General features: G+C 64.7%; 22 protein-coding genes. 11 read left to right on the top strand and 11 right to left on the bottom strand.

The window, feature by feature from the left end:
• Positions 1 to 5: 5 nt before the first annotated feature.
• A complete protein-coding gene (locus AC0J42_RS06605) occupies positions 6 to 176 on the bottom strand; it encodes a hypothetical protein (RefSeq protein ID WP_473005592.1) in 171 nt (56 codons plus the stop codon).
• A 99-nt stretch (positions 177 to 275) separates the two neighbouring features.
• Positions 276 to 482, bottom strand: a complete 207-nt coding sequence (locus AC0J42_RS06600; RefSeq protein ID WP_473005591.1) for a hypothetical protein — start codon at positions 480 to 482, stop codon at positions 276 to 278.
• A 214-nt stretch (positions 483 to 696) separates the two neighbouring features.
• On the opposite strand from AC0J42_RS06600, the gene dapE reads away from it, so the two are divergent.
• From dapE to AC0J42_RS06585, 3 genes are read left to right on the top strand one after another with little or no spacing between them, the layout of a single operon-like run.
• Positions 697 to 1848, top strand: coding sequence for a succinyl-diaminopimelate desuccinylase (dapE, locus tag AC0J42_RS06595; RefSeq protein ID WP_416422831.1), 1152 nt, complete (start codon positions 697 to 699; stop codon positions 1846 to 1848).
• Entirely contained in the window at positions 1848 to 2666 is an 819-nt protein-coding gene (locus AC0J42_RS06590; RefSeq protein ID WP_473006817.1) for a putative RNA methyltransferase, read from the top strand. Before dapE ends, AC0J42_RS06590 begins: the two co-directional genes overlap by 1 nt.
• Positions 2667 to 2685: 19 nt before the next feature.
• Positions 2686 to 3063, top strand: a complete 378-nt coding sequence (locus tag AC0J42_RS06585) for a hypothetical protein (protein WP_416422830.1) — start codon at positions 2686 to 2688, stop codon at positions 3061 to 3063.
• 42 nt (positions 3064 to 3105) lie between these two features.
• On the opposite strand, the gene AC0J42_RS06580 is transcribed toward AC0J42_RS06585, so the two are convergent.
• Positions 3106 to 3315, bottom strand: coding sequence for a cold-shock protein (locus AC0J42_RS06580; protein WP_416422829.1), 210 nt, complete (start codon positions 3313 to 3315; stop codon positions 3106 to 3108).
• Positions 3316 to 3431: 116 nt separating this feature from the next.
• On the opposite strand from AC0J42_RS06580, the gene plsB reads away from it, so the two are divergent.
• From plsB to AC0J42_RS06565, 3 genes are all read left to right on the top strand, one after another.
• Entirely contained in the window at positions 3432 to 5915 is a 2484-nt protein-coding gene (plsB, locus tag AC0J42_RS06575; protein WP_473005590.1) for a glycerol-3-phosphate 1-O-acyltransferase PlsB, read from the top strand.
• A gap of 63 nt (positions 5916 to 5978) precedes the next feature.
• Positions 5979 to 6377, top strand: coding sequence for a YbaY family lipoprotein (locus tag AC0J42_RS06570; protein WP_416422827.1), 399 nt, complete (start codon positions 5979 to 5981; stop codon positions 6375 to 6377).
• Between the two features lie 25 nt (positions 6378 to 6402).
• Positions 6403 to 7092, top strand: coding sequence for a DUF4197 domain-containing protein (locus tag AC0J42_RS06565; protein ID WP_473005589.1), 690 nt, complete (start codon positions 6403 to 6405; stop codon positions 7090 to 7092).
• Positions 7093 to 7144: 52 nt separating this feature from the next.
• Here AC0J42_RS06565 and AC0J42_RS06560 read toward each other — a convergent pair whose 3' ends face one another.
• The 3 genes from AC0J42_RS06560 to AC0J42_RS06550 all read right to left on the bottom strand — a co-directional run bounded on the left by AC0J42_RS06560 (position 7145) and on the right by AC0J42_RS06550 (position 11683).
• On the bottom strand, positions 7145 to 8503 hold the full coding sequence (locus AC0J42_RS06560; protein WP_473005588.1) for a Fic family protein: 1359 nt from the start codon (positions 8501 to 8503) through the stop codon (positions 7145 to 7147).
• Between the two features lie 101 nt (positions 8504 to 8604).
• Positions 8605 to 10785: a TonB-dependent receptor gene (locus AC0J42_RS06555; protein WP_473005587.1), complete on the bottom strand. Its 2181-nt coding sequence runs from the start codon at positions 10783 to 10785 to the stop codon at positions 8605 to 8607.
• 118 nt (positions 10786 to 10903) lie between these two features.
• On the bottom strand, positions 10904 to 11683 hold the full coding sequence (locus AC0J42_RS06550; protein WP_473005586.1) for a class I SAM-dependent methyltransferase: 780 nt from the start codon (positions 11681 to 11683) through the stop codon (positions 10904 to 10906).
• Positions 11684 to 11777: 94 nt separating this feature from the next.
• On the opposite strand from AC0J42_RS06550, the gene AC0J42_RS06545 reads away from it, so the two are divergent.
• The 3 genes from AC0J42_RS06545 (at position 11778) to AC0J42_RS06535 (ending at position 13940) form a co-directional block, all read left to right on the top strand.
• Positions 11778 to 12395, top strand: a complete 618-nt coding sequence (locus tag AC0J42_RS06545; RefSeq protein WP_416422822.1) for an energy transducer TonB — start codon at positions 11778 to 11780, stop codon at positions 12393 to 12395.
• Positions 12396 to 13003: 608 nt separating this feature from the next.
• Entirely contained in the window at positions 13004 to 13252 is a 249-nt protein-coding gene (locus AC0J42_RS06540) for a DUF6124 family protein (protein ID WP_473005585.1), read from the top strand.
• A gap of 439 nt (positions 13253 to 13691) precedes the next feature.
• The gene (locus AC0J42_RS06535; protein WP_473005584.1) at positions 13692 to 13940 is read left to right on the top strand and encodes a DUF6124 family protein; all 249 of its coding nucleotides are present in this window, start codon (positions 13692 to 13694) and stop codon (positions 13938 to 13940) included.
• Positions 13941 to 14030: 90 nt separating this feature from the next.
• Here the strand turns inward: AC0J42_RS06535 and AC0J42_RS06530 are convergent, their stop codons facing one another.
• From AC0J42_RS06530 to ppc, 5 genes are all read right to left on the bottom strand, one after another.
• Positions 14031 to 14900, bottom strand: a complete 870-nt coding sequence (locus AC0J42_RS06530; RefSeq protein ID WP_473006816.1) for a DUF72 domain-containing protein — start codon at positions 14898 to 14900, stop codon at positions 14031 to 14033.
• The gene (locus AC0J42_RS06525; RefSeq protein ID WP_416422819.1) at positions 14897 to 15190 is read right to left on the bottom strand and encodes a hypothetical protein; all 294 of its coding nucleotides are present in this window, start codon (positions 15188 to 15190) and stop codon (positions 14897 to 14899) included. The genes AC0J42_RS06530 and AC0J42_RS06525 overlap by 4 nt, the downstream gene beginning before the upstream one ends.
• A gap of 163 nt (positions 15191 to 15353) precedes the next feature.
• Positions 15354 to 16028, bottom strand: a complete 675-nt coding sequence (gene tsaB / locus AC0J42_RS06520) for a tRNA (adenosine(37)-N6)-threonylcarbamoyltransferase complex dimerization subunit type 1 TsaB (RefSeq protein WP_473005583.1) — start codon at positions 16026 to 16028, stop codon at positions 15354 to 15356.
• A gap of 81 nt (positions 16029 to 16109) precedes the next feature.
• Positions 16110 to 16757 (bottom strand): adenylate kinase, encoded by a 648-nt coding sequence (gene adk / locus AC0J42_RS06515; protein WP_416422817.1) that lies wholly within the window; start codon positions 16755 to 16757, stop codon positions 16110 to 16112.
• Positions 16758 to 17049: 292 nt separating this feature from the next.
• A complete protein-coding gene (gene ppc / locus AC0J42_RS06510) occupies positions 17050 to 19698 on the bottom strand; it encodes a phosphoenolpyruvate carboxylase (RefSeq protein WP_416422816.1) in 2649 nt (882 codons plus the stop codon).
• Between the two features lie 198 nt (positions 19699 to 19896).
• On the opposite strand from ppc, the gene AC0J42_RS06505 reads away from it, so the two are divergent.
• Both AC0J42_RS06505 and AC0J42_RS06500 read left to right on the top strand, forming a co-directional pair.
• The gene (locus AC0J42_RS06505; protein ID WP_473005582.1) at positions 19897 to 20241 is read left to right on the top strand and encodes a pilin assembly protein; all 345 of its coding nucleotides are present in this window, start codon (positions 19897 to 19899) and stop codon (positions 20239 to 20241) included.
• A gap of 257 nt (positions 20242 to 20498) precedes the next feature.
• Positions 20499 to 20900 carry a DUF4398 domain-containing protein gene (locus tag AC0J42_RS06500; protein ID WP_416422814.1) on the top strand — a complete coding sequence of 134 codons (402 nt, stop codon included), beginning with the start codon at positions 20499 to 20501 and terminating at the stop codon, positions 20898 to 20900.
• Positions 20901 to 20920 lie beyond the last annotated feature (20 nt).

Raw genomic sequence — 20920 nt, 5'->3', positions numbered from 1 at the left:
CACAGTCATGACAGGAACCGGTGTAGACACAACACCCCCAAACCGAAGAAAAAGGTTACCGCAAAAGGCACCAAACCATAGGTTTCAGCCAGGGACTCCTTGCGGCCCATGTCTTTCTCTATTTGGTCAATTTCCTTGTCGATTGCCGCCAGGAAACGCTGAGTTGAACTGCTCATCCCTTCATCCTCTTTTGACGCCAGCCTAATCCCGCCGAATACCGACGGCAAACTCCTTCCAACCCCAAATGTGTCTCAAGCGATTTCACCGCCTGGAAGTCAAATCTTGAGCCAGAAGGTTCCGACGGTAGTAATCGACGCTGTTGCCACCAAAATCGGATAAAACAATCCCTCTCGCTTCAACTTCACCGTCTCTGCCTTCAGTTTTGCGGTTTCCGACCTCAACTTTTCAGTTTCGATTGCCTTTCTGCGATTCTCGACAAGAAGGGCTTCGAGCTCCGCATTTTCTCTGTTGTCTAAAAGCATCCGTTGCCTCCACGTTCATCCAAGGTGCAGGGAACATTGTGCAATGGCTCGAAAATGAAATATGCCGGTCGTCTCCGACGTTTCTGTAGGAAGCTTCTCCATTTGAATTGATCGTGTCGATCCATAGATCCACCAGCCCCTGCGCCCGCCCCCGTTTTGCTTTAACATGTCGCCCTCTTTATACGTGCCCTGCCCTGTTTTCGGAGTCTTCCCCATGACGGCCCACGCCGACCTTTCGCCGACCCTGCAACTCGCCTGCGACCTGATTCGCCGCCCTTCGGTCACCCCGGTGGACGCCGACTGCCAGAAGCTGATGATGCAGCGCCTAGGCGATGCCGGCTTCACGCTGGAGCCCATGCGCATCGAAGACGTCGACAACTTCTGGGCCAGCCACGGCACCCAGGAAGGCCCGGTGCTGTGCTTCGCCGGCCACACTGACGTGGTGCCCACCGGCCCGGTCAGCGCCTGGCAGACCGACCCGTTCGACGCGCTGATCGACGAGCAGGGCATGCTCTGCGGGCGCGGCGCGGCCGACATGAAAGGCAGCCTGGCGGCCATGCTGGTAGCGGCCGAGCGCTTCGTCGGTGACTACCCCAACCACCGCGGCGCGGTGACCTTCCTGATCACCAGCGACGAAGAAGGCCCTGCCCACCACGGCACCAAGGCCGTGGTCGAGCGCCTGGCCGCGCGCAACGAGCGCCTGGACTGGTGCATCGTCGGCGAGCCGTCGAGCACCAACCTGGTGGGTGACGTGGTCAAGAACGGCCGTCGCGGCTCCCTGGGCGCGACCCTGACCGTGCGCGGCAAGCAGGGCCACGTGGCCTACCCGCACCTGGCCCGCAACCCCATTCACCTGGCTGCCCCGGCGCTGGCTGAACTGGCCGCCGAGCATTGGGACAACGGCAACGCCTTCTTCCCGCCTACCAGCTTCCAGGTATCGAACCTGAACTCGGGCACCGGCGCCACCAACGTGATCCCGGGTGACCTGACCGCGGTGTTCAACTTCCGCTTCTCCACCGAATCCACCGTGGAAGGCCTGAAGGCGCGCGTGGCCGCCATCCTCGACAAGCACGAGCTGGACTGGCACGTGGACTGGGCGCTGTCGGGCCTGCCGTTCCTCACCGAGCCCGGCGCCCTGCTGGACGCGGTGTCGGCGAGCATCAAGGCGGTTACCGGCCGCGAGACCCAGGCGTCCACCAGCGGCGGCACCTCCGATGGCCGCTTCATCGCCACCCTGGGCACCCAGGTGGTCGAGCTGGGCCCGGTCAACGCCACCATCCACCAGGTCAACGAGCGCGTGCTGGCCAGCGACCTCGACGTGCTGACCGAGATCTACTACCAGACCCTGGTGAAACTGCTCGCATGATGCTCACCTGCCCCATCTGCAACGCCGGCCTGGCCAACGCCAGCGCCGGCAATGGCGTGGTCTGCCCCGCCGGCCACAGCTTCGACCGTGCACGCCAGGGTTACCTGAACCTGCTGCCGGTGCAGCACAAGAACAGCCGCGACCCCGGTGACAACCAGGCCATGGTGGAAGCGCGCCGCGACTTCCTCAACGCCGGCCACTACTCGCCCGTGGCCCAGCGCCTGGCGGAACTGGCTGCCGAGCGCCAGCCCGGTCGCTGGCTGGACATCGGCTGCGGCGAAGGCTACTACACCGCGCAGATCGCCGAGGCGCTGCCCAAGGCCGACGGCTACGCCCTGGACATCTCCCGCGAGGCGGTGAAGCGCGCGTGCAAGCGCAACCCGGCCGTCACCTGGCTGGTGGCGAGCATGGCGCGCATCCCGCTGCCCGACGCCAGCTGCCAGTTCCTGGCCAGCGTGTTCAGCCCGCTGGACTGGCAGGAGGCCAAGCGCCTGCTGGTGCCCGGCGGAGGCCTGATGCGCGTGGGGCCGACCCGCGAGCACCTGATGGAGCTGCGCGAGCAGCTGTACGATGAAGTGCGCGAATACGTCGACGACAAGCACCTGCTACAGGTGCCAGAAGGCATGAGCCTGGCCCACAGCGAGACGCTGACCTTCAAGATCAAGCTGATCGACGGCCCGTCCCGCGCCAACCTGCTGGCCATGACACCCCATGGCTGGCGTGCCAGTGCCGAACGTCGCACAAAGGTCATCGAGCAGCCGCGGCCGTTCGTGGTCACCGTGTCCATGCGTTACGATTATTTTGTGCTGCAACCCTGATTCCCGAGTGAGTACGTCCATGCGCCAACCCGATATCGAGATTTACCTCAAAGACGCCGACGTCGACCACAAGGCCATCGCCGCGTGGCTGGGCGAGGCCCTGGGCCCGTGCAGCGACTGGGTACAGAAGGGCCAGACCTGGAAGTGCAAGGCCGGCAGCGTGCCAGTGACCTGGCTGCCCAAGGCCGTGGGCAAATGGAACAGCCTGTACCTGGAAAGCGACCAGACGCCATGGGACGACGACATCGCCTGCGCCCGCGCCGCCTTCGCCGCGCTGCAGGTGGAAGTCCGCTGCGCGCCGGGCAGCTGGGTGGAAGAGGAAGGTGAAGAAAGCGCCGACACCTGGATTCGTGTCAGCGCTGACGGTGAAGAGCAGATCACCTGGCGTACCAGCTGATCCCCCGCTTGTGGGAGCTGGCGAGCCAGCTCCCACACCCGGCTACAAACCCTGCACGTCCTCCGCCTGCGGGCCTTTCGGGCCGTTGACCAACGCATACTCCACCTGCTGCCCCTCTACCAGCGACCGATGCCCCTCGCCACGAATGGCGCGGAAATGCACGAACACATCGGCCCCGCCCTCACGCTGGATAAAGCCATAGCCCTTGGCATCGTTGAACCACTTGACGCTTCCTGTCTCACGAGACGACATCGGCACTACTCCGTTTTTTCTATTTATGGGACACAATTATTCTGCCGGCGGCGCTTTTTGCCGGACGATCGAGCCTGTAGAGTGCCGAGCATCCGTTTCAAGCAAGCACAGGCCTTATGACCCGTTTCCCGTTCCGCCGCTTTGCCTTTGGCACCCTGCGCCGACTGCTGTACCTCTGGGTTCGCTCGGAGACCATCAACCAGTCGTCCTTCACCCTGAACCTGGACCGCAGCCGGCCAGTGTTCTATGTGTTGCAGTCGCCGTCGGCCAGTGACCTGGCGGTGCTGGACACCGAGTGCACCAAGGCCGGCCTGCCGCGCCCGGTGCTGCCGGTCGCCGTTGGCCAGTTGCTGGAACCCGCCGCCTTCTTCTACCTCACCCCCGAGCCGGACTGGCTGGGCCGCCACGACAAGCGCGGCGCGCCACCGACCCTGGAGCGCCTGGTAGCGGCCATTAGCCAGAATGCCGAAGAAGATGCACAAATCATTCCCGTCAGCGTGTTCTGGGGCCAGACCCCGGCCAGCGAGTCCAGCCCCTGGAAGCTGCTGTTCGCCGACAGCTGGGCGGTCACGGGCCGTCTGCGCCGGCTTGTGAGCATCCTGATCCTGGGCCGCAAGACCCGCGTGCAGTTCTCCGCGCCGATTCATTTGCGCGAGCTGGTGGCACAGAACAAAGGCCACGAACGCACCCTGCGCATGACCCAGCGCCTCCTTCGGGTGCACTTTCGTAACCTCAAGGCCGCAGTCATTGGTCCGGATATTTCCCACCGGCGCAACCTGGTCAAGGGCCTGGTCCACGACAGCCAGGTGCGCCAGGCCATCAGCGAAGAAGCCGCACGGCAGAACATCCCGCTGGAAAAAGCCGAGGCCCTGGCCCTGCGCTACGGCAACGAGATCGCCTCGGACTACACCTACACCGCCATCCGCTTCCTGGAAGTGGTGCTGAGCTGGTTCTGGAACAAGATCTACGACGGCATCAAGGTCAACAACATCGAAGGCGTGCAGGACGTCGCCCCTGGCCACGAAGTCATCTACGTGCCGTGCCACCGCAGCCACATCGACTACCTGCTGCTGTCCTACCTGCTGTTCCGCAACGGCCTGACGCCGCCGCACATCGCCGCCGGCATCAACCTCAACATGCCGGTGATCGGCGGCCTGCTGCGCCGTGGCGGGGCGTTCTTCATGCGCCGTACCTTCAAGGGCAACCCGCTGTACACCGCAGTGTTCAACGAATACCTGCACACCCTGTTCACCAAGGGCTTCCCCGTCGAATACTTCGTCGAGGGCGGGCGCTCGCGCACCGGGCGCATGCTGCAACCCAAGACCGGCATGCTGGCCATCACCTTGCGCAGCTTCCTGCGCTCGTCGCGCATGCCCATCGTCTTCGTGCCGGTGTACATCGGCTACGAGCGCGTGCTCGAAGGCCGCACCTACCTGGGCGAGCTGCGTGGCGCCAGCAAGAAAAAGGAGTCGATCTTCGACATATTCAAGGTCATCGGCGCCCTCAAGCAGCGCTTCGGCCAGGTGGCGGTGAACTTCGGCGAGCCGATCAAGCTGGCCGAATTCCTCGACGCCGAGCAGCCAAGCTGGCGCGAGCAGGACCTGGGCCCGCAATACAAACCCCAGTGGCTGCATGAAACCACCCACCGCCTGGGCTCGCAGGTAGCGCAGCACCTCAACGAGGCGGCAGCGGTCAACCCGGTGAACCTGGTGGCCCTGGCGCTGCTGTCCACCACGCGCCTGGCCCTGGACGACGCGGCCATGGCGCGAGTGCTGGACCTGTACCTGGCGCTGCTGCGCAAGGTGCCCTACTCGCCGCACACCACCTTGCCGGAGGGCGACGGCCGCGCGCTGATCGACCAGGTCAAGGCCATGGACCTGCTGTCCGAGCAAAGCGACGCGCTGGGCAAGATCCTCTACCTGGACGAGCAGAACGCCGTCCTCATGACCTACTACCGCAACAACGTGCTGCACATCTTCGCCTTGCCCGCGCTGCTGGCCAGCTTCTTCCAGAGCAGCTCGCGCATGAGCCGTGAACAACTGCTGCGCTACACCCGCGCGCTGTACCCGTACCTGCAGTCGGAGCTGTTCATTCGCTGGTCCCTGGACGAGTTGGACGCAGTGATCGACCAGTGGCTGGAAGCCTTCGTCGAGCAGGGCCTGCTGCGCTTCGAGAATCAGGTGTACCTGCGCCCGGCGCCCAGCTCGCGCAAGTTCGTGCTGCTGACCCTGCTGTCGCGCAGCGTGGCCCAGACCCTGCAGCGTTTCTACATGGCCATCGCGCTGCTGCTCAACAACGGCCAGCACGCGTTGAGCGCCGAGGAACTGGAAGACCTGTGCACCATCATGGCCCAGCGCCTGTCCATCCTGCACGGGCTCAACGCGCCGGAATTCTTCGACAAGAGCCTGTTCCGCCACTTCATCCAGACCCTGCTCGACCAGGGCGTGGTCACCCGCGACGCCGCCGGCAAACTGGGCTTCCACGACAAGCTGGGGGAGCTGGCCGAGGGCGCGGCCAAGCGCGTGCTGCCCGCCGAAATTCGCCTGTCGATTCGCCAGGTGGCGTTGCACCGCAGCGATGAAGCCTTCCAGGGCAGCTGAAGTGCCGGGCGTTTATCCGTATCCTGTGCACTCCTATGCTGCATTCGATACGGAGATCCGCCCATGAAGCAACTCACTTTGGTCCTGTTGAGCGCCCTGCTGGGCGCCTGCAGCAGCTTCGACAGCGCACCCCAGGCGAGCCTCGACGGCGAAGTGTTCTACCTGCAACGCATGGCGCTGCCGCCGTCGGCCACCCTCAGCGTGAGCCTGCAGGACATTTCCCTGGCCGATGCCCCGGCCCAGGTGCTGGCCAGCCAGAACGGTCCCATCAAGGGCCAGGTGCCCCTGCCCTTCCACCTGCAATACGACCCCCGCCAGGTCCAGCCCGGCCACCGCTACGCGGTCAGCGCCCGCGTCGAGGCCGAGGGTCAGCTATTGTTTATCAGCACCGAGCAGCACACCGTGCAGCTGGACGGCAAGGATCCGCAGCCCCTGCGCATTCGCCTGAACCCTGCCCGCTAATTCAAATACGCAAAAGGACGCACCCATGCTTCGTCGTTCCGCCCCCTTCGCCGGCCTGATGGCTGGCCTGCTGCTGTGCACCCATGCCTTCGCCCTGGACCTGTCCAGCCTGTCCCAGGGGGACGCCAGCGGCGGCCTCAAGGACGCCCTGACCCAAGGCGCCCAGGTGGCCGTCAAGCAGCTGGGCACGCCCGGCGGCTTCAGCAACAACCCGGACGTGCGCATCGAACTGCCGGGCAAGCTGGGCAAGGCCGCCAAGGCCATGAAGAAATTCGGCATGGGTAGCCAGGTCGACGCCCTGGAAACCAGCATGAACCAGGCCGCCGAAGCCGCCGTGCCGCAGGCCCAGGCGCTGCTGGTGGACGCCGTGAAGAAAATGACCGTGACCGACGCCAAGGGCATCCTCACTGGCGGCAACGACTCGGCCACCCAGTACCTGAGCAAGACCAGCCGCGAACAGATCCGCGAGAAATTCCTGCCCATCGTCAAGCAGGCCACCGACAAGGTCGGCCTGGCGCAGAAATTCAACAGCTTCGCCGGCCAGGCCGCCAGCCTGGGCGTGATCGACAGCAAGGACTCGAACCTGGAAGGCTACGTGACCGAACAGGCGCTGAACGGCCTGTTCAAGGAAATCGCCAACCAGGAAGCCAGCATCCGCAAGAACCCGGCGCAGGCGGCTACCAGCCTGGCGAAGAAGGTGTTTTCGGCGCTGTAACCGCTGCCGCTACGGTGACTGTCTTGGCAGCTGCACCAGGACAGTCGCTGTATCATGGCCGCGTCCACATTCGCTGGATAGCTGCCTGGTCCACCATGCGAAACACCCATTCCCGCCCCCGCTTGTTCTTGATGAATAGATCCAGGTCAACCAGGCCATTGAGCGCCGCAGACGCGGTATTGTAGGAACAGCCCAGGTTTTCCTTGACGGTAACCGCGGTGAATTCACGCTCCGACCCCGACCGCGCGACCTGAAGCACCGCCCGCTGATGCTCATTGAGGTGCGCGTACAACTCTGAGCCCCTGAGCCAATGCTCGAACGACTGGGCATCCGCAAGGCTACGCGTATAGGCCTCGCTGAAGCTGCTGACCGCTCGCACAATGACCGCGCATTGGTAATCAATGAAGTAGGTGAGATCCAGGTCATCGGTTTCCGTGCACAGGTACGAGCGCCCATATTTCACTGGGGCATTCTTGAGCAAGACGCTGATGGCAATGTAGCGAAAAGCGCAGTAGTCACTCTTGAACATGAACCAGTAAAACAGTGCCCTGGCCACCCTGCCGTTGCCGTCCAGGAAGGGGTGCTCGAAACCAATGGCGAAATGCAGTGCTATCGCACGGATCAATGGATGAAGATAGCCCGGTGCCTCCACCCCGACCGGGTCGACATTGACCCACTCGACCAGCCGCTGCAATCGCGTTTCCAACCCCTGCGCGGGGGGTGGAGTGTGGACGACATTGCCATCACCATCCTGCACTACTACCTGGTCGTGGTTGCGAAACTGCCCCGGGGCATACTTTTCATCATCAATGCCCGCAACACCCACCTCGTGCATTTGCTCGATCAACTGCACGCTCAGCGGTGCGCGCCGTTGCTCCCAGGCAAACTTCATCATCCGGTAGTTACCCAGGATCATTCGCTCGTCAGGCGTCCTCGGTAACCGCTTGCGTTTAAGTAGATCCTTGGCAACCAGGGTCGTGGTGGCCGCGCCCTCCAACTGGCTGCTACTGATCGCTTCGTCTTCGATCAGGTCATTGAGCAGATAATTGAAATGCGCTTTCTCCCCTATACGGCCAGTCATGTACTCCAAGGCGGCACTGGTGGCCTGTTGGTCCACCAGGGTGATCGCCTTGTGGATTTGCGGAGTCGCCATCCAGGCTGCCCAGCGAACGGGTTCGTCGAGTGGCAGCAGCGGTGACTGAGCCTTCAGGCGGGCCGACTTGACCATGGACCAACAGAGCACCGGCACTAACGTGGGCGGCCAACGATGGCGAAGCTCGTCGAAATGCAGGTACCGGCCTTTGTCATCCAAGGGTTGGTGCAATGCCAGGTAGTCGGCCGCCGCCAACGCGAATGCCGGGTGAGTAGCGGCTTGCGCGGGGCCAAGGGCCTGTGGAGGAGGCTTGAGCATCGCTATCTCAAAAAATAGGAAGATTGAGATAAGAATACATCAAGCCACCTTCATGTTTCAGTTTTTACTGATTTTGAGACAACGTAAGTGATGTATTCGCCTTAGAACTTATACACCGCCGACAGCACCGCCGACCTTCCGTCCCCATACTCGATCGCCGAAGAACGCTTGTTGTTGCCCTCCACCGTGCGTACACGCTCCACGTAGTGGGTGTTCAACAGATTGTCGACGTTCAGCTGCAGGTCCAGCTCCTTGGTTACCTTGTACCCGAGCATGGCCTGGTGCACCCAGTAGCCGTCCACCTTGTAGGTGGCGTCGTCACGCAGGTTGCGCTCGCTCACGTGGCGCAGGCCGTAGCCCAGGCGCCAGTCACCCGGCAGTTGGTAGGCGGTCCACAGGCTGAAGGAGCGTGGCGGGGTATTGGCCAGGGCCTGCCCTTCGGCGCGCGGGTTGGTCCTGGATTTCAGGGTTTCGCTCTGCATGAAGGTGTAGTTGGCAATCACCTGCCAGTGTTCGCTGAGGTTGCCGGTGGCGCCCAGTTCCAGGCCTTGTACCCGTTGCAGGCCGGCCAGCAGCGACTCACCGGTTTCAAGCTTCTCGCGCACGTTGTCCTTCTGGGTGCGGAACAGCGCCGCGTTCAGCTGCAGGCCACCGGCCAGCAGGTCCCACTTGGTGCCCAGTTCCCAGGTGCGGCTGGTTTCCGGATCAACCTTGTGGGTGCCCTGGGTCACGCCGTAGCCACCGGTGACCAGGCTTTCGGCGGACGGGTTGAAGGAATTGCCATAGGCCAGGTAGATACGGCCGTTGGGCGCCGGCTTGTAGACCAGCCCGGCGCGGTGGCTGAGGAAGCCGTCGCGGGTGTCGTATTGGGTGCGGCTGTCGTCCGGCTTGCGTTCCAGGCTGCTGCCGTCGATCCAGTCCTGGCGCAGGCCCAGCATCAGGTCCCATTGCGGGTGCAGGCTCAAGGTGTCCAGGGCGTAGACGCTGGTGGTCTGCAGGCGGTTGCGCAGGCTGGCTTCGCGGGTACGGCTGGTGGGCCCGGCCCAGTAGCCTGGCGGGTTGGCCAGGTCGTACACGTGGTCGGCGGCCAGCTTGCGGATGTTGTGGTTGCTGGCGTCGCGGCGGTAGCGCTCGAAGGACAGGTCCATGCCGGTCACCAGCGTGTGGCCGATGCCGAAGGTGTCGAAGCGGCTGGTCAGCAGGGTGCTGTTGAGCCACTGGTCGGTGACGATCTCGCGGCCGTAGCCCTGTGGCCCTGCAGGCCGGTATTTGCCCGGCGGCAGGCCGTCGCGGTCGACGTGGGAGGCCGACACCACGCCGCTGCGCTGCACGCGCGAGTAGCGCAGGGTGTTCTGCAGCGACAGGGCGTCGCTGAAGTCATGCTCGAACAGCGCGCTGAGGCGGTCGGTGGTGATCTGGTCCTTGTCCAGGTTGCGCCAGCCGAAATAGGCGTCGCGCTTCACCCCCTCGATCAGCTTGCCCTTGAAGGTGGGCAGGCCATAGTCGGGCAGATTGTCATCCTGCTGGTGCAGGTAGCTGAAGGTCAGGCGGGTGGCGGCGCCCAGGCCCAGCAGCACCGAGGGCGCCAGGCCCCAGCGCTCGCGCTCGATCTGCTGGCGGCCGGGCACGTCGTTGCCGTGGGCCATGAGGTTGAGGCGCACGGCGCTGCCGGTGCCCACCCCGGCCAGCGGCTGGTTGGTGTCGAGGGTCAGGCGCCGGTAATGGTCGGTGCCCAGGCCTGCGCCCAGTTCGGTGAAGGCCGCGCCGGCCTGCGGGGTCTTGCTGATCAGGTTGACCGTGCCGCCGGTGGTGCCGGCGCCGCCGAACACCGAGTTGGGGCCCTTGATGACCTCCACCGCCTGCAGGTTGAAGCTGTCGCTGCGGGTGGTCTGCGGGCTGTCGCGCAGGCCGTCGAGCAGCACGTTGTTGGTGGCGTTGAAGCCGCGGATGTTGAGCAGGTCGCCCGAACCGCCGCCGCCTTCGCCAGCATCGAAGGTAATGCCCGAGACGTTGGACAACACCTGGCGCAGGCTGAGCGCGTTCTGTTCGCGCATCACCTGCTCGCCGACCACGGTGACGGTCTGCGGGGTGTCCAGCAGCGACTCGGTGAGCTTGCCCGATGCCGAGCGCTCGGCCTTGTAGGGTTGCTGACGCTCGCGTTCGGCCTCTACCTGCACGCTTTCCAGCTGCACCGGCGCGCCTTCGGCGAACGCCAGCCACGAGCAGGACATCAGTGCCAGGCCGCTGGCGGGCCGGCTCAAAGCCGATCGTTGATGTGCCATGAAGTACTTCCTCCCCCAAGAATTTGAGGGGGAAGTCTACGGGCGAAAAAGTCGGAAAAACCGCCGCCGAAAAAATCAGGAAACGTCCTACTTTACGTCTGTAGGACGCAAATCCCCACTATTTCAGTGCTTTCTTCGGATAGATGTCGTAGCGGCTGGATTTGCCTTCCAGGCTGTGGCTCGGCTTTGGCCCTTCGATGCACGGTGCCTTGCGCGGGCGCTTCACCACCACCCGGTGGGTGGCCAGGGCCAGGGCTGCCGCCAGCAGGGCCGGGGCGTCCATGTCGTCGCCCACCAGCGGGCGGAACAGGCGCATTTCCTTCTTCACCAGGGCACTTTTCTCACGGTGGGGGAACATCGGGTCCAGGTAGATGACCTGCGGCGGCTCCCCCTGCCATTGGCGAATCAGCTCGATGGAATTGCCCTTGAGCAGGTGCATGCGGGCAACGATGGCGCCCACCTCGGCATCGCCCTGGGCGCGGGCCAGGCCGTCTTCCAGCAGGGCGCCAATGATGGGCTGGCGCTCGATCAGGCTCATTTCGCAGCCCAGGCTGGCGAGCACGAAGGCGTCCTTGCCCAGGCCGGCGGTGGCGTCCAGCACGCGGGGGCGCACGCCCTGCTGGATGCCCACGGCCTTGGCGATCATCTGGCCGCTGCCGCCACCGAACAGCCGGCGGTGGGCCACCGCACCCTCGACGAAGTCCACGCGCACCGGGCCCGGCGCGTCGGGGCCCAATTGCTGCAGTTGCAGCCCGGCCTCGGTGGCCTGCAGGGCGAACTCGGCATCGGGCGCATCCAACGGCAGCGCCAGGCGCTGGGCCCATGCCTGGGCCTGGGGTTCAAGGGCGCTGGTGTGCGCCTCGACGCGGATGCATACCGCCGCTTGCTGCTCTGCCATGAAAATTCACTACTCAAAAAAATTTAAAGATCGACCCATTCGGCCGATAAGGAATATGTCAGGTATTTTGCCAGAGCCAGCGCCCTTTAGTGCCATGAGCAACCTTCAAACCACCTCCATTGGCTACATTTCGCCCCACGGCGACTTCAGCCGCCAGAACACCCAGGCATTGGGTGGCATCAGCCACCTGTGGTCGGACTTCTTCGCCCAGGCGATGGCGGACCAGGTGGGTGATGCGGCCGAGGGTAGCCTGGCGTTGCCCGACCAGGCGGTGGACCCTGAGGTAGAGCCTGCCGGCGGTGGCGACGTGCTGGCGCAGATCACCTCGCAGCGCCTGTGCGACGTGCAGGATACCGAAATAGCCCCGCCCGAGCCGCTGTTCCTGCCCAAGGCGGAGCTTGAAGCCGACCTGCTGCAGAAGGCCGCGCCGCCCTACCCGCCTGAAGAAATCGTGGACCAGCAGAAGCAGCTGGACTTCGACAACGGCTGGGTGCGCCCTATCGTGATGAACGCCAACCAGCCGCAGCCCGAGCCGGGCCCAGCGCCTGAGCCTAAATCCCTGTTCCTGCCGATCGCCGAGTTCGAGTGGGACCTGGCCGACAAGCATGTGCCATACGACGCGCAGACGCTGGCCGAGCAGGAGAAGCAGTTCGCCTTCGACACCAAGTGGGCGCGGCCGTTGGTGGTGAATAATTTGCGTTTGGCGGCGTGATGGCTGACGGGCGCATGCCGGTGTTTTTGTAGCGCCCTCTAGACCGAGCGCCGCCCGCGCGGCGCATCGCGGGCAAGCCCGGCTCCTACCGTTTGTTTCGGGCCAATTTTTCCTGCAAGGCCGTTACCACCGCCTGGATGGCACCACCGCAGATCGGCAGCGAACAAACAAGGCGGACCTTCAGATGGCACTGGCATAACCGGCCCGAAACAGATGTAGGAGCCGGGCTTGCCCGCGATGCGCCGCGCGGGCGGCGCGCGATCTCAAGGGCAGCAACACCCTCAAGACATGCACCGCCCAAATCCTCCGCCCGACAGCTTTTGAAACAACCCCAGGGTTGTACCTCATCCCCCCGCAGGGATAGGTTACCCCCGTCACTGCACATCAGTGACCGGGTGTGAGAGCCCGAACCGATGAACCCCAACGAAGCTCCAAACAGCTTTGCAAGGCGCCTGTTCGCCTGCAATATGCTCTATGGCGGCAGTGTACGGGCAAGCTCACGCTTGGCCGGGTTGGGGTTTTACCGGTGCTCTCACCCCGTGCACGGCCGCCACCTAATCGTGTGAGAGCGAATGTGGCGGACATCAAACCCCAATCGAGATCACATAATGTCTGATTTAGTGCCCGCCCCACCCAAAAACCAACCCCTCTTCACCGTCCACCCCAGCCTCCCCACCGACGAAGTCCTGATGCACGCCGCGCACCTGCTCGACTGCATCGCCAGCACCGCCTACGAACACGCCGACGGCCTTCACGGCCACGAACGCCATCAAGGCATGGCGGTGTACCACCTGGTGGAAATGGCCCGCCCCCTGGTAAACGCGGCCATCGAAGGCCTCAACCCCGAACACCCATAACCCGTAGCAGCAACTGTCTTGTGGGAGCTGGCTTGCCAGCGAGCTTTTATGGCCCCAACAGCTCGCTGGCAAGCCAGCTCCCACAGGATGTAGCAGCTGCCGAAGGCTGCGTCCGGCCACACCGCGTGTTGCGTTACAGCAGGCCCAATTGCTCCGCCACCGGCTCGCGCGGGTGTTCGGGCAGGGCCGGCAGGCCGGGCAGGCGCTGCATCACATCAGTGACCGGGTGTGAGAGCCCGAATGGTCATTAGGTTGCACACGCACAGAAACTGTTTTGCACGGGTCTGAAAACCTCTGCAAACTGTCTACGGCGGTTGTGTACGGGCAGACTTTGTCTGGCCGGGTTGCCTATTGACCGGTGCTCTCACCCTGTACGCAGCCGCCACCATTCGTGTGAGACCGAATACTGGCAGCGCCAACTCATCAATAGGAAGTTGATATGTCAGATTTAGTGCCAGCTCCACCCAGAAACCAACCCATCTTCACCGTCCACCCCAGCCTCCCCACCGAAGAAGTCCTGATGCACGCCGCGCACCTGCTCGACTGCATCGCCAGCACCGCCTACGAACACGCTGACGGCCTCCACGGCCACGAACGCCATCAAGGCATGGCGGTGTACCACCTGGTGGAAATGGCCCGCCCCCTGGTAAACGCGGCCATCGAAGGCCTCAACCCCGAACACCCATAACCCGTAGCAGCTGCCGAAGGCTGCGTCCGGCCACACCGCGGGTTGCGTTTGGGACGCGGCCTGTGGCCACTGCTACGGAAAAACGGGCGGTTACAGCAGGCCCAATTGCTCCGCCACCGGCTCGCGCGGGTGTTCGGGCAGGGCCGGCAGGCCAGGCAGGCGCTGCATCAGCTGTGCATGGAAACGCCGCGCCAGCAGGGGCGCGCGATGGTTGTCGGAGGTGTGCAGGAAGATGTAGGGCGTGCGCCCCTCTTCAATCCATTCGGCGATCTTGCCCACCCAGGGCACCAGGAAGCTGTCATTCGCCGGCAGGTCCGGGTGGCCGATGAAACGCACCTGCGGGCACTGGCTGAACGCCGTGGGCCGCGGCGGCACCTTGGGTTTCTTGGCCTGGGCGTCGAGCACGGCGGCGCTCTGGTCGGTGCAGCTGAATAGTGCGCGCGGGTCCAGGCAAATACGCTCCACCTGGCGCCCCATCAGCAGGCGGTTGAGCACCCGCTCCTCGTCACCCCGGGCAAAGAACGCCGGGTGGCGCACTTCCACGGCCACCGGCTGCTGCAACTCGTCGATGAACGCCACCAGTTCGGCCAGGCGCTGCGGGCCGAAGGTGGCCGGCAGTTGCAGCCAGAATGGCGCCACGCGGCCGCCCAGGGGCTTGAGCAGTTGCACGAAGGATTCAGCGGCGGGCAGCAGGTCGCGCAGGTCGCCGCCGTGGCTGATTTCCCGCGGGAACTTGGCGGTGAAGCGCAGGTGTTCGGGCATGCTGGCGGCCCACTTCGCTACGGTGGCGGGGGCAGGCTGGGCATAGAAGGTGGTATTGCCTTCCACAGCGTTGAAGACCTGGCCGTACAGCTGCAGGAATTCAGTAGGCTTGGCATCCGCCGGGTACAGGTGGTCGCGCCAGGCCAGCTCGCTCCAGGAAGGACAACCGAGGTAGTACGGCAGCAGGGACACAGTCAGATATGAACGTCCAGCCCCAGCACGTCCGCATCCCACTCCACGAAGGTGGCGGTGGTGAGGTAGCTGCTCAGGGCGGTGGCCACCCGGCGGCTCATGGAGCGGTGGAAGATCATGTCCTGCGGCCGCGCCGGCAGGTTGCTGACCGCGCCGCCACGGGGGGCGCTGCGCTGGGCAGACGGCTGCACCTCGAAGTCGCCTTCCAGGTCTTCGGCGTCGTCGGCCTGCGCCAGCGCCTTGCGGGGCTTGCGTTTGACTGGGTAGGAACTCGACGAAAAACCGTCTACGCGCATGACTGCTTACTCTGGACCAATGATGGCAATTTAGCGGCACTGATGCGGGTAAGCAAATGCCCTAGTGATAACTAGAGCACAGTTCCCGCAAAAGGTTTCATCTATGCCGCAGATACCCGATGAACTGCCGGTAAAACCGACAGTTAGCGGCGCCATTCGTCGGTCAACGAGCTTTTGGCGTGGCCACTTTGTCACGCAGGTACACCGGCTGCGCCAGGTCGGCGGCAACGGCCTCGCCACGGGCCCAGCCGCCTTGCGCCAGGGTCAGCAGGTCCAGCGCGTGGGGCAGCAGCGTGGCGTCGCAGGCCGACGCTTTCACGGCCAGGCGCTCGCCGTAGCCCCAACCGGTGCCGGCGCCGTACCAGTCGCCCTGGGCGCCAGCCGGCAGCGTCACCAACTCGGGTGCCAGAACGGCTTCGTCGCCCACCAGCTTCATTTCCCCGCCGTCGGCTTGGTAGCAGCCCCAATACACCTCGTCCATGCGCGCGTCGATGGCCGCAGCCACCTGCCGGGCGCCCTGTTCACGCAGCGCGCGCTGGGCCAGCAGGGCCAGGTTGGACACCGGCAGCACCGGGCGGTCGAGGCCGAAGGCCAGGCCCTGGACCACGCCAATGGCGATGCGCACGCCGGTGAAGGCGCCCGGGCCACGGCCAAAGGCGATGGCGTCCACGGCCGACAGGCCAATGCCCGCCTCGCCCAGCAGCGCCTGAATCATGGGCAGCAGCTTTTGCGCGTGCAGGCGCGGGATGACCTCGTAGTGGCTCAGCACCTTGCCATCATGCAGCAGGGCGACAGAGCAGGCTTCGGTAGCGGTATCCAGGGCCAGCAAGGTGGTCATTGCGCGAATCCATCAGAAAAAAGTGCAGCATTATAAACGTCAACGGCCCGCAAGCGGGCCGTCGGTGATCGAATGATTCGATCAGCTCAGGGCAGCCAGCACCTTGGCGGTGATGGAGTCTACCGAACCCACGCCTTCGATGTGGCTGTAGACCGGCTTGCCTTGGGCAGCGGACAGCTTCTGGTAGAAGGCCACCAGCGGCTCGGTCTGCGCGTGGTACACGGACAGGCGATGACGCACGGTTTCTTCGGTGTCGTCCTTGCGCTGGACCAGCTCTTCACCGGTCTCGTCGTCCTTGCCAGCCACTTTCGGCGGGTTGTAGACGATGTGGTAGACGCGGCCCGAGCCTTCGTGGACACGGCGGCCGGCGATACGCTGGACGATTTCTTCGTCCTTGACCGCGATCTCAACCACGTGGTCCAGCTCAACGCCTGCGCTCACCAGGGCTTCGGCCTGGGGAATGGTGCGCGGGAAGCCGTCGAAGAGGAAGCCGTTGGCGCAGTCGGCCTGGGCAATACGCTCTTTGACCAGGGCGATGATCAGGTCGTCGGAGACCAGGCCGCCGGCGTCCATCACGCTCTTGGCCTTGATGCCCAGCTCGGTGCCGGCTTTAACGGCGGCACGCAGCATGTCGCCGGTGGAGATTTGCGGAATACCGAACTTTTCGGTGATGAACTTTGCCTGAGTACCTTTGCCGGCCCCGGGAGCTCCCAGCAGAATCACGCGCATCGATATGCTCCTCAACTTTTTATATGGAAATCGTCAGACCCGCCCCAGCGCAGCTAACTGCCTGAAGCCAATCCCAAAATCGGTTGGTGGCCACAAAAACGGCCAAAAGGCTGACCAAGATACACAGCGGCTCAAAGCCACACAAGCCGTCCAAAGCAGGAACAACCTGCGTCCCATGCGCACGCCCCCGGAAGGTGGCGCCCGGTGCAACCGTGACCGGTTGCCAGCCGGGGCCGCCGCCTGGCGCGCTCCCCCCACAGATAGTGGACGCGCCAGGGCACCTGCGCCAGCCTCAGCCGGTGTTGCGCAGACCGGCGGCAATACCCGCCACGGTGACCAGCAACGCCTGTTCCAGAGGGCTGTCCTGCGCCGCCTCCTGGCTGCGCGAACGGGCCAGCAGCTCGGCCTGCAGCAGGTGCAGCGGGTCGAGGTAGGTGTTGCGCAGGCTGATGAATTTCAGCGTCTCGGGGCTGTGGGCCAGCAACTGGGTTTGGCCAGTGAGGCCAAGCACCACCTTGCACGCCTGCGACAATAGGTCGCGCAGACTCACCCCCAGGGGTTTCAGGGAATCCTGCACCAGGCGTTCGTCATAGAAACGGGCGATGTCGGCGTCGGCCTTGGCCAGCACCATTTCCAGCATGTCGATGCGCGTGCGGAAGAACGGCCACTGCTCGCGCATGGTCGCCAGCAGCGGCCCTTCGCCGCGCTCCAGGGCCTTGTTCAGGGCCGCTTCCCAGCCCAGCCAGGCCGGCAGCATCAGCCGCGTCTGGGTCCAGCCGAAGATCCACGGGATGGCCCGCAGGCTCTCGATGCCGCCCTGGCGGCGCTTGGCCGGGCGACTGCCCAGGGGCAGGCGGCCCAGCTCCTGTTCGGGGGTGGACTGGCGGAAGTACTCGACGAACTGCGGGTTCTCGCGCACCACGTCGCGGTAGGCCTTGACGCCGTCGGCGGCCAGTTCGTCCATCAGCGCGCGCCAGGCCGGCTCCGGTGGCGGTGGCGGCAGCAGCGTGGCCTCCAGCACGGCGGCCAGGTAGAGGTTGAGGTTCTGCTCGGCGATGTCCGGCAGGCCGAACTTGAAGCGGATCATCTCGCCCTGTTCGGTGGTGCGGAAGCGGCCGTTCACCGACCCCGGGGGCTGCGACAGGATGGCCGCGTGGGCCGGGCCGCCGCCACGGCCCACGGTGCCGCCGCGGCCGTGGAACAGCACCAGCTCGACGTTCTGCGCGTGGCAGATGCGCACCAGGTTTTCCTGCGCGCGGTACTGGGCCCAGGCGGCGGCGGTGGTGCCGGCGTCCTTGGCCGAGTCGGAGTAGCCGATCATCACCTCCTGCGGGCCGTGCAGGCGCGTGCGGTAGCCGGGCAGGTGCAGCAGGCGCTCGATCACCGGGCCGGCGTTGTCCAGGTCGGCCAGGGTCTCGAACAGCGGCACCACGCGCATGGGCCGCAGTACCCCGGCTTCCTTGAGCAGCAGTTGCACGGCCAGCACGTCGGAGGCGGCGCCGGCCATGGAGATCACGTAGGAGCCCAGCGAGGCCGCCGGGGCCGCCGCGATTTCCCGGCAGGTGGCCAGGACTTCGGCGGTTTCCGCCGCCGGCTTGAAATGCGCCGGCAGCAGCGGCCGGCGGTTGCCCAGCTCGTGCAGCAGGAAGGTGATGCGCGCCTCTTCGTCCCAGTCGGCGTAGCGGCCCAGGCCCAGGTAGTCGGTGATCTCACTCATGGCCGCGGTGTGCCGGGCCGAGTCCTGACGCACGTCCAGGCGCACCAGGAACAGGCCGAAGGTAACCGCGCGGCGCAGGCAATCCAGCAACGGGCCGTCGGCGATCACGCCCATGCCGCATTCGTGCAGGGACTGGAAGCACAGCTGCAGCGGTTCCAGCAGTTCGCGGTTGTTGCTCAGCACCTCGGCGCTGGCCGGCTGCGGCTGCGCCAGCGAGGCGTGGGCCCAGTTGCGGGTGGCGCGCAGGCGCTCGCGCAGTTGCTTGAGCAGGGTGCGGTAGGGCTCGGCGGTGTCGCCCACGGCTTCGCGCAGGGCGGCGCTGGCCTGCTGCATGGACAGCTCGCCGGCCAAGTGGTCGACGTCGCGCAGGAACAGGTCGGCGGCCATCCAGCGCGCCAGCAGCAACACTTCGCGGGTGACCGGCGCGGTGACGTTGGGGTTGCCATCGCGGTCGCCGCCCATCCACGAGGCGAAGCGCACAGGCGCGGCCTCCAGCGGCAGGTGCAGGCCGGTGGCGGCGTGCAGCGCCTGGTCGACCTTGCGCAGGTGGTGCGGAATGGCGTGCCACAGCGAGTGCTCGATGACCGCGAAGCCCCACTTGGCCTCGTCCACCGGCGTGGGCCGAGTGCGGCGGATTTCCTCGGTGTGCCAGGCCTCGGCGATCAGCCGCTGCAGGCGCTGGCGGATGCCCTCGCGCTCGGCAGCGGTGAGGTCGCGGTGGTCCTGGGCGGCCAGTTGCGCGGCAATGGCGTCGTATTTCTGGATCAGCGTGCGGCGCGCCACCTCGGTGGGGTGCGCGGTCAGCACCAGTTCGATGTCCAGGCGCCCCACCTGGCGGGCCAGGGATTCGCCGCTGTGGCCGGCCTGCTTGAGGCGTTCGAGCAGTTGCGGCAGCACCACGTTCTCGAACGGCGGCGGCTGGTCGTCGTCGCGGCGGCGGATCAGCTGGTACTGCTCGGCGATGTTGGCCAGGTTGAGGAACTGGTTGAAGGCCCGTGCCACGGGCAGCAGTTCCTGCTCGTCGAGGTCGTTGAGGCGCGAGCTCAGTTGTTCGGTGGCGGTCTTGCCGCTGTCGGGGCCACTGCGGCGGTCGGCCTTGGCGTCGGCGCGGATGCGCTCGATGGTGTCCAGGAACGCCTCGCCGTATTGCTCGCGAATGGTGTTGCCGAGCAACTCGCCCAACAGGTGAACATCTTCGCGCAGGCGCGCATCGATCTCGGTCATTGGCACAGTCTCCTTGATTGTTCTTGGCGTGCCGTCCATCGCGGGGGTTTGTGGCCATGCGAGTGAACAAGCACAGGAAAAACCGCTCTATCCCCAAGAGTGCACAGCGGGCTCGGTTCTGACAAGGGCATTGACCGGCCATGTTCAAAAGGCCGATCGGGGCTACGCTCAACCTATGGACTGATGAAAGAGGTCGACATGAAAATCCGCGAGCTTGCACAACACTGGGAACAGAACGCCAAGGGCCGCCTTAGCCCCACCCGCTACAACATTCAGCTGGACATGGAATCGGCGGCGCGCCTGGCGGCCATCACCGAGATGTACCCCAAGCACCATCCCGAGGAACTGCTGGGTGAGTTGATTGGCGCAGCCCTGGAAGAGCTGGAAACCAGCTTTCCGTATATCAAGGGGCAGAAGGTGATCGCCACCGACGAGGAAGGCGACCCGTTGTACGAAGATGTCGGCCCTACCCCGCGTTTTCTGGCGCTGTCGCGGCGCTATCTGCATGACCTGTCGGCCAAGGCCGACGAACCGCAGCACTGATTTTTCCTCCCAGGCCCGTGTGCCGCGTCGCGCCTGACGCGGCCTGGCGGCCGCTGCTACAACAACCTGTCTTGTCCGTCAGGAATTTCCTGTCTTCACCAAATTCGAGTGAACCAATTAAAAATCGGTTCGGTCCGAACCAATAAGCCATCACAGAAGACCCTTCGATCATGTGGCTCAGGCCTAGCAGTTGGGGCCCGCAAGGAAGATCTGTCATGGGTGAAGTTTTTCAGGAGTTTTCCAATGGAGTTGACACCATGAATACCAGCACAGCCAAACCTCTCAATCACCTGCGTGGGCTGAAACTGGCGGCCCTGGCCATCGGCACCAGCTTCATCCTCGCCGGTTGCGCAGGCAAGCCCCCTACCGAGCAGTACGCAGTCACCCAATCGGCGGTGAACAGCGCCGTCAGCGCCGGCGGCACCGAGTACGCCGCAGTGGAAATGAAGTCCGCCCAGGACAAGTTCAAGCAGGCCGAGATGGCCATGCATGACAAGCACTACACCGAAGCGCGGATGCTCGCCGAACAGGCCGAGTGGGACGCCCGCGTGGCCGAACGCAAGGCCCAGGCCGCCAAGGCGCAGAAGGCCGTGCAGGATGCCCGTGCAGGGGTCCAGGACGTGCGTGAAGAAGGCATGCGCAATACGCAGCAGCCGTGAGCCGTGGCCCAGCCGTCGTC

It is taken from the genome of Pseudomonas sp. Tav-5-1A, assembly GCF_055755055.1.
The sequence above is the reverse complement of the archived record's forward strand: the minus strand, read 5'-3'. Positions and strand labels throughout refer to the sequence as shown.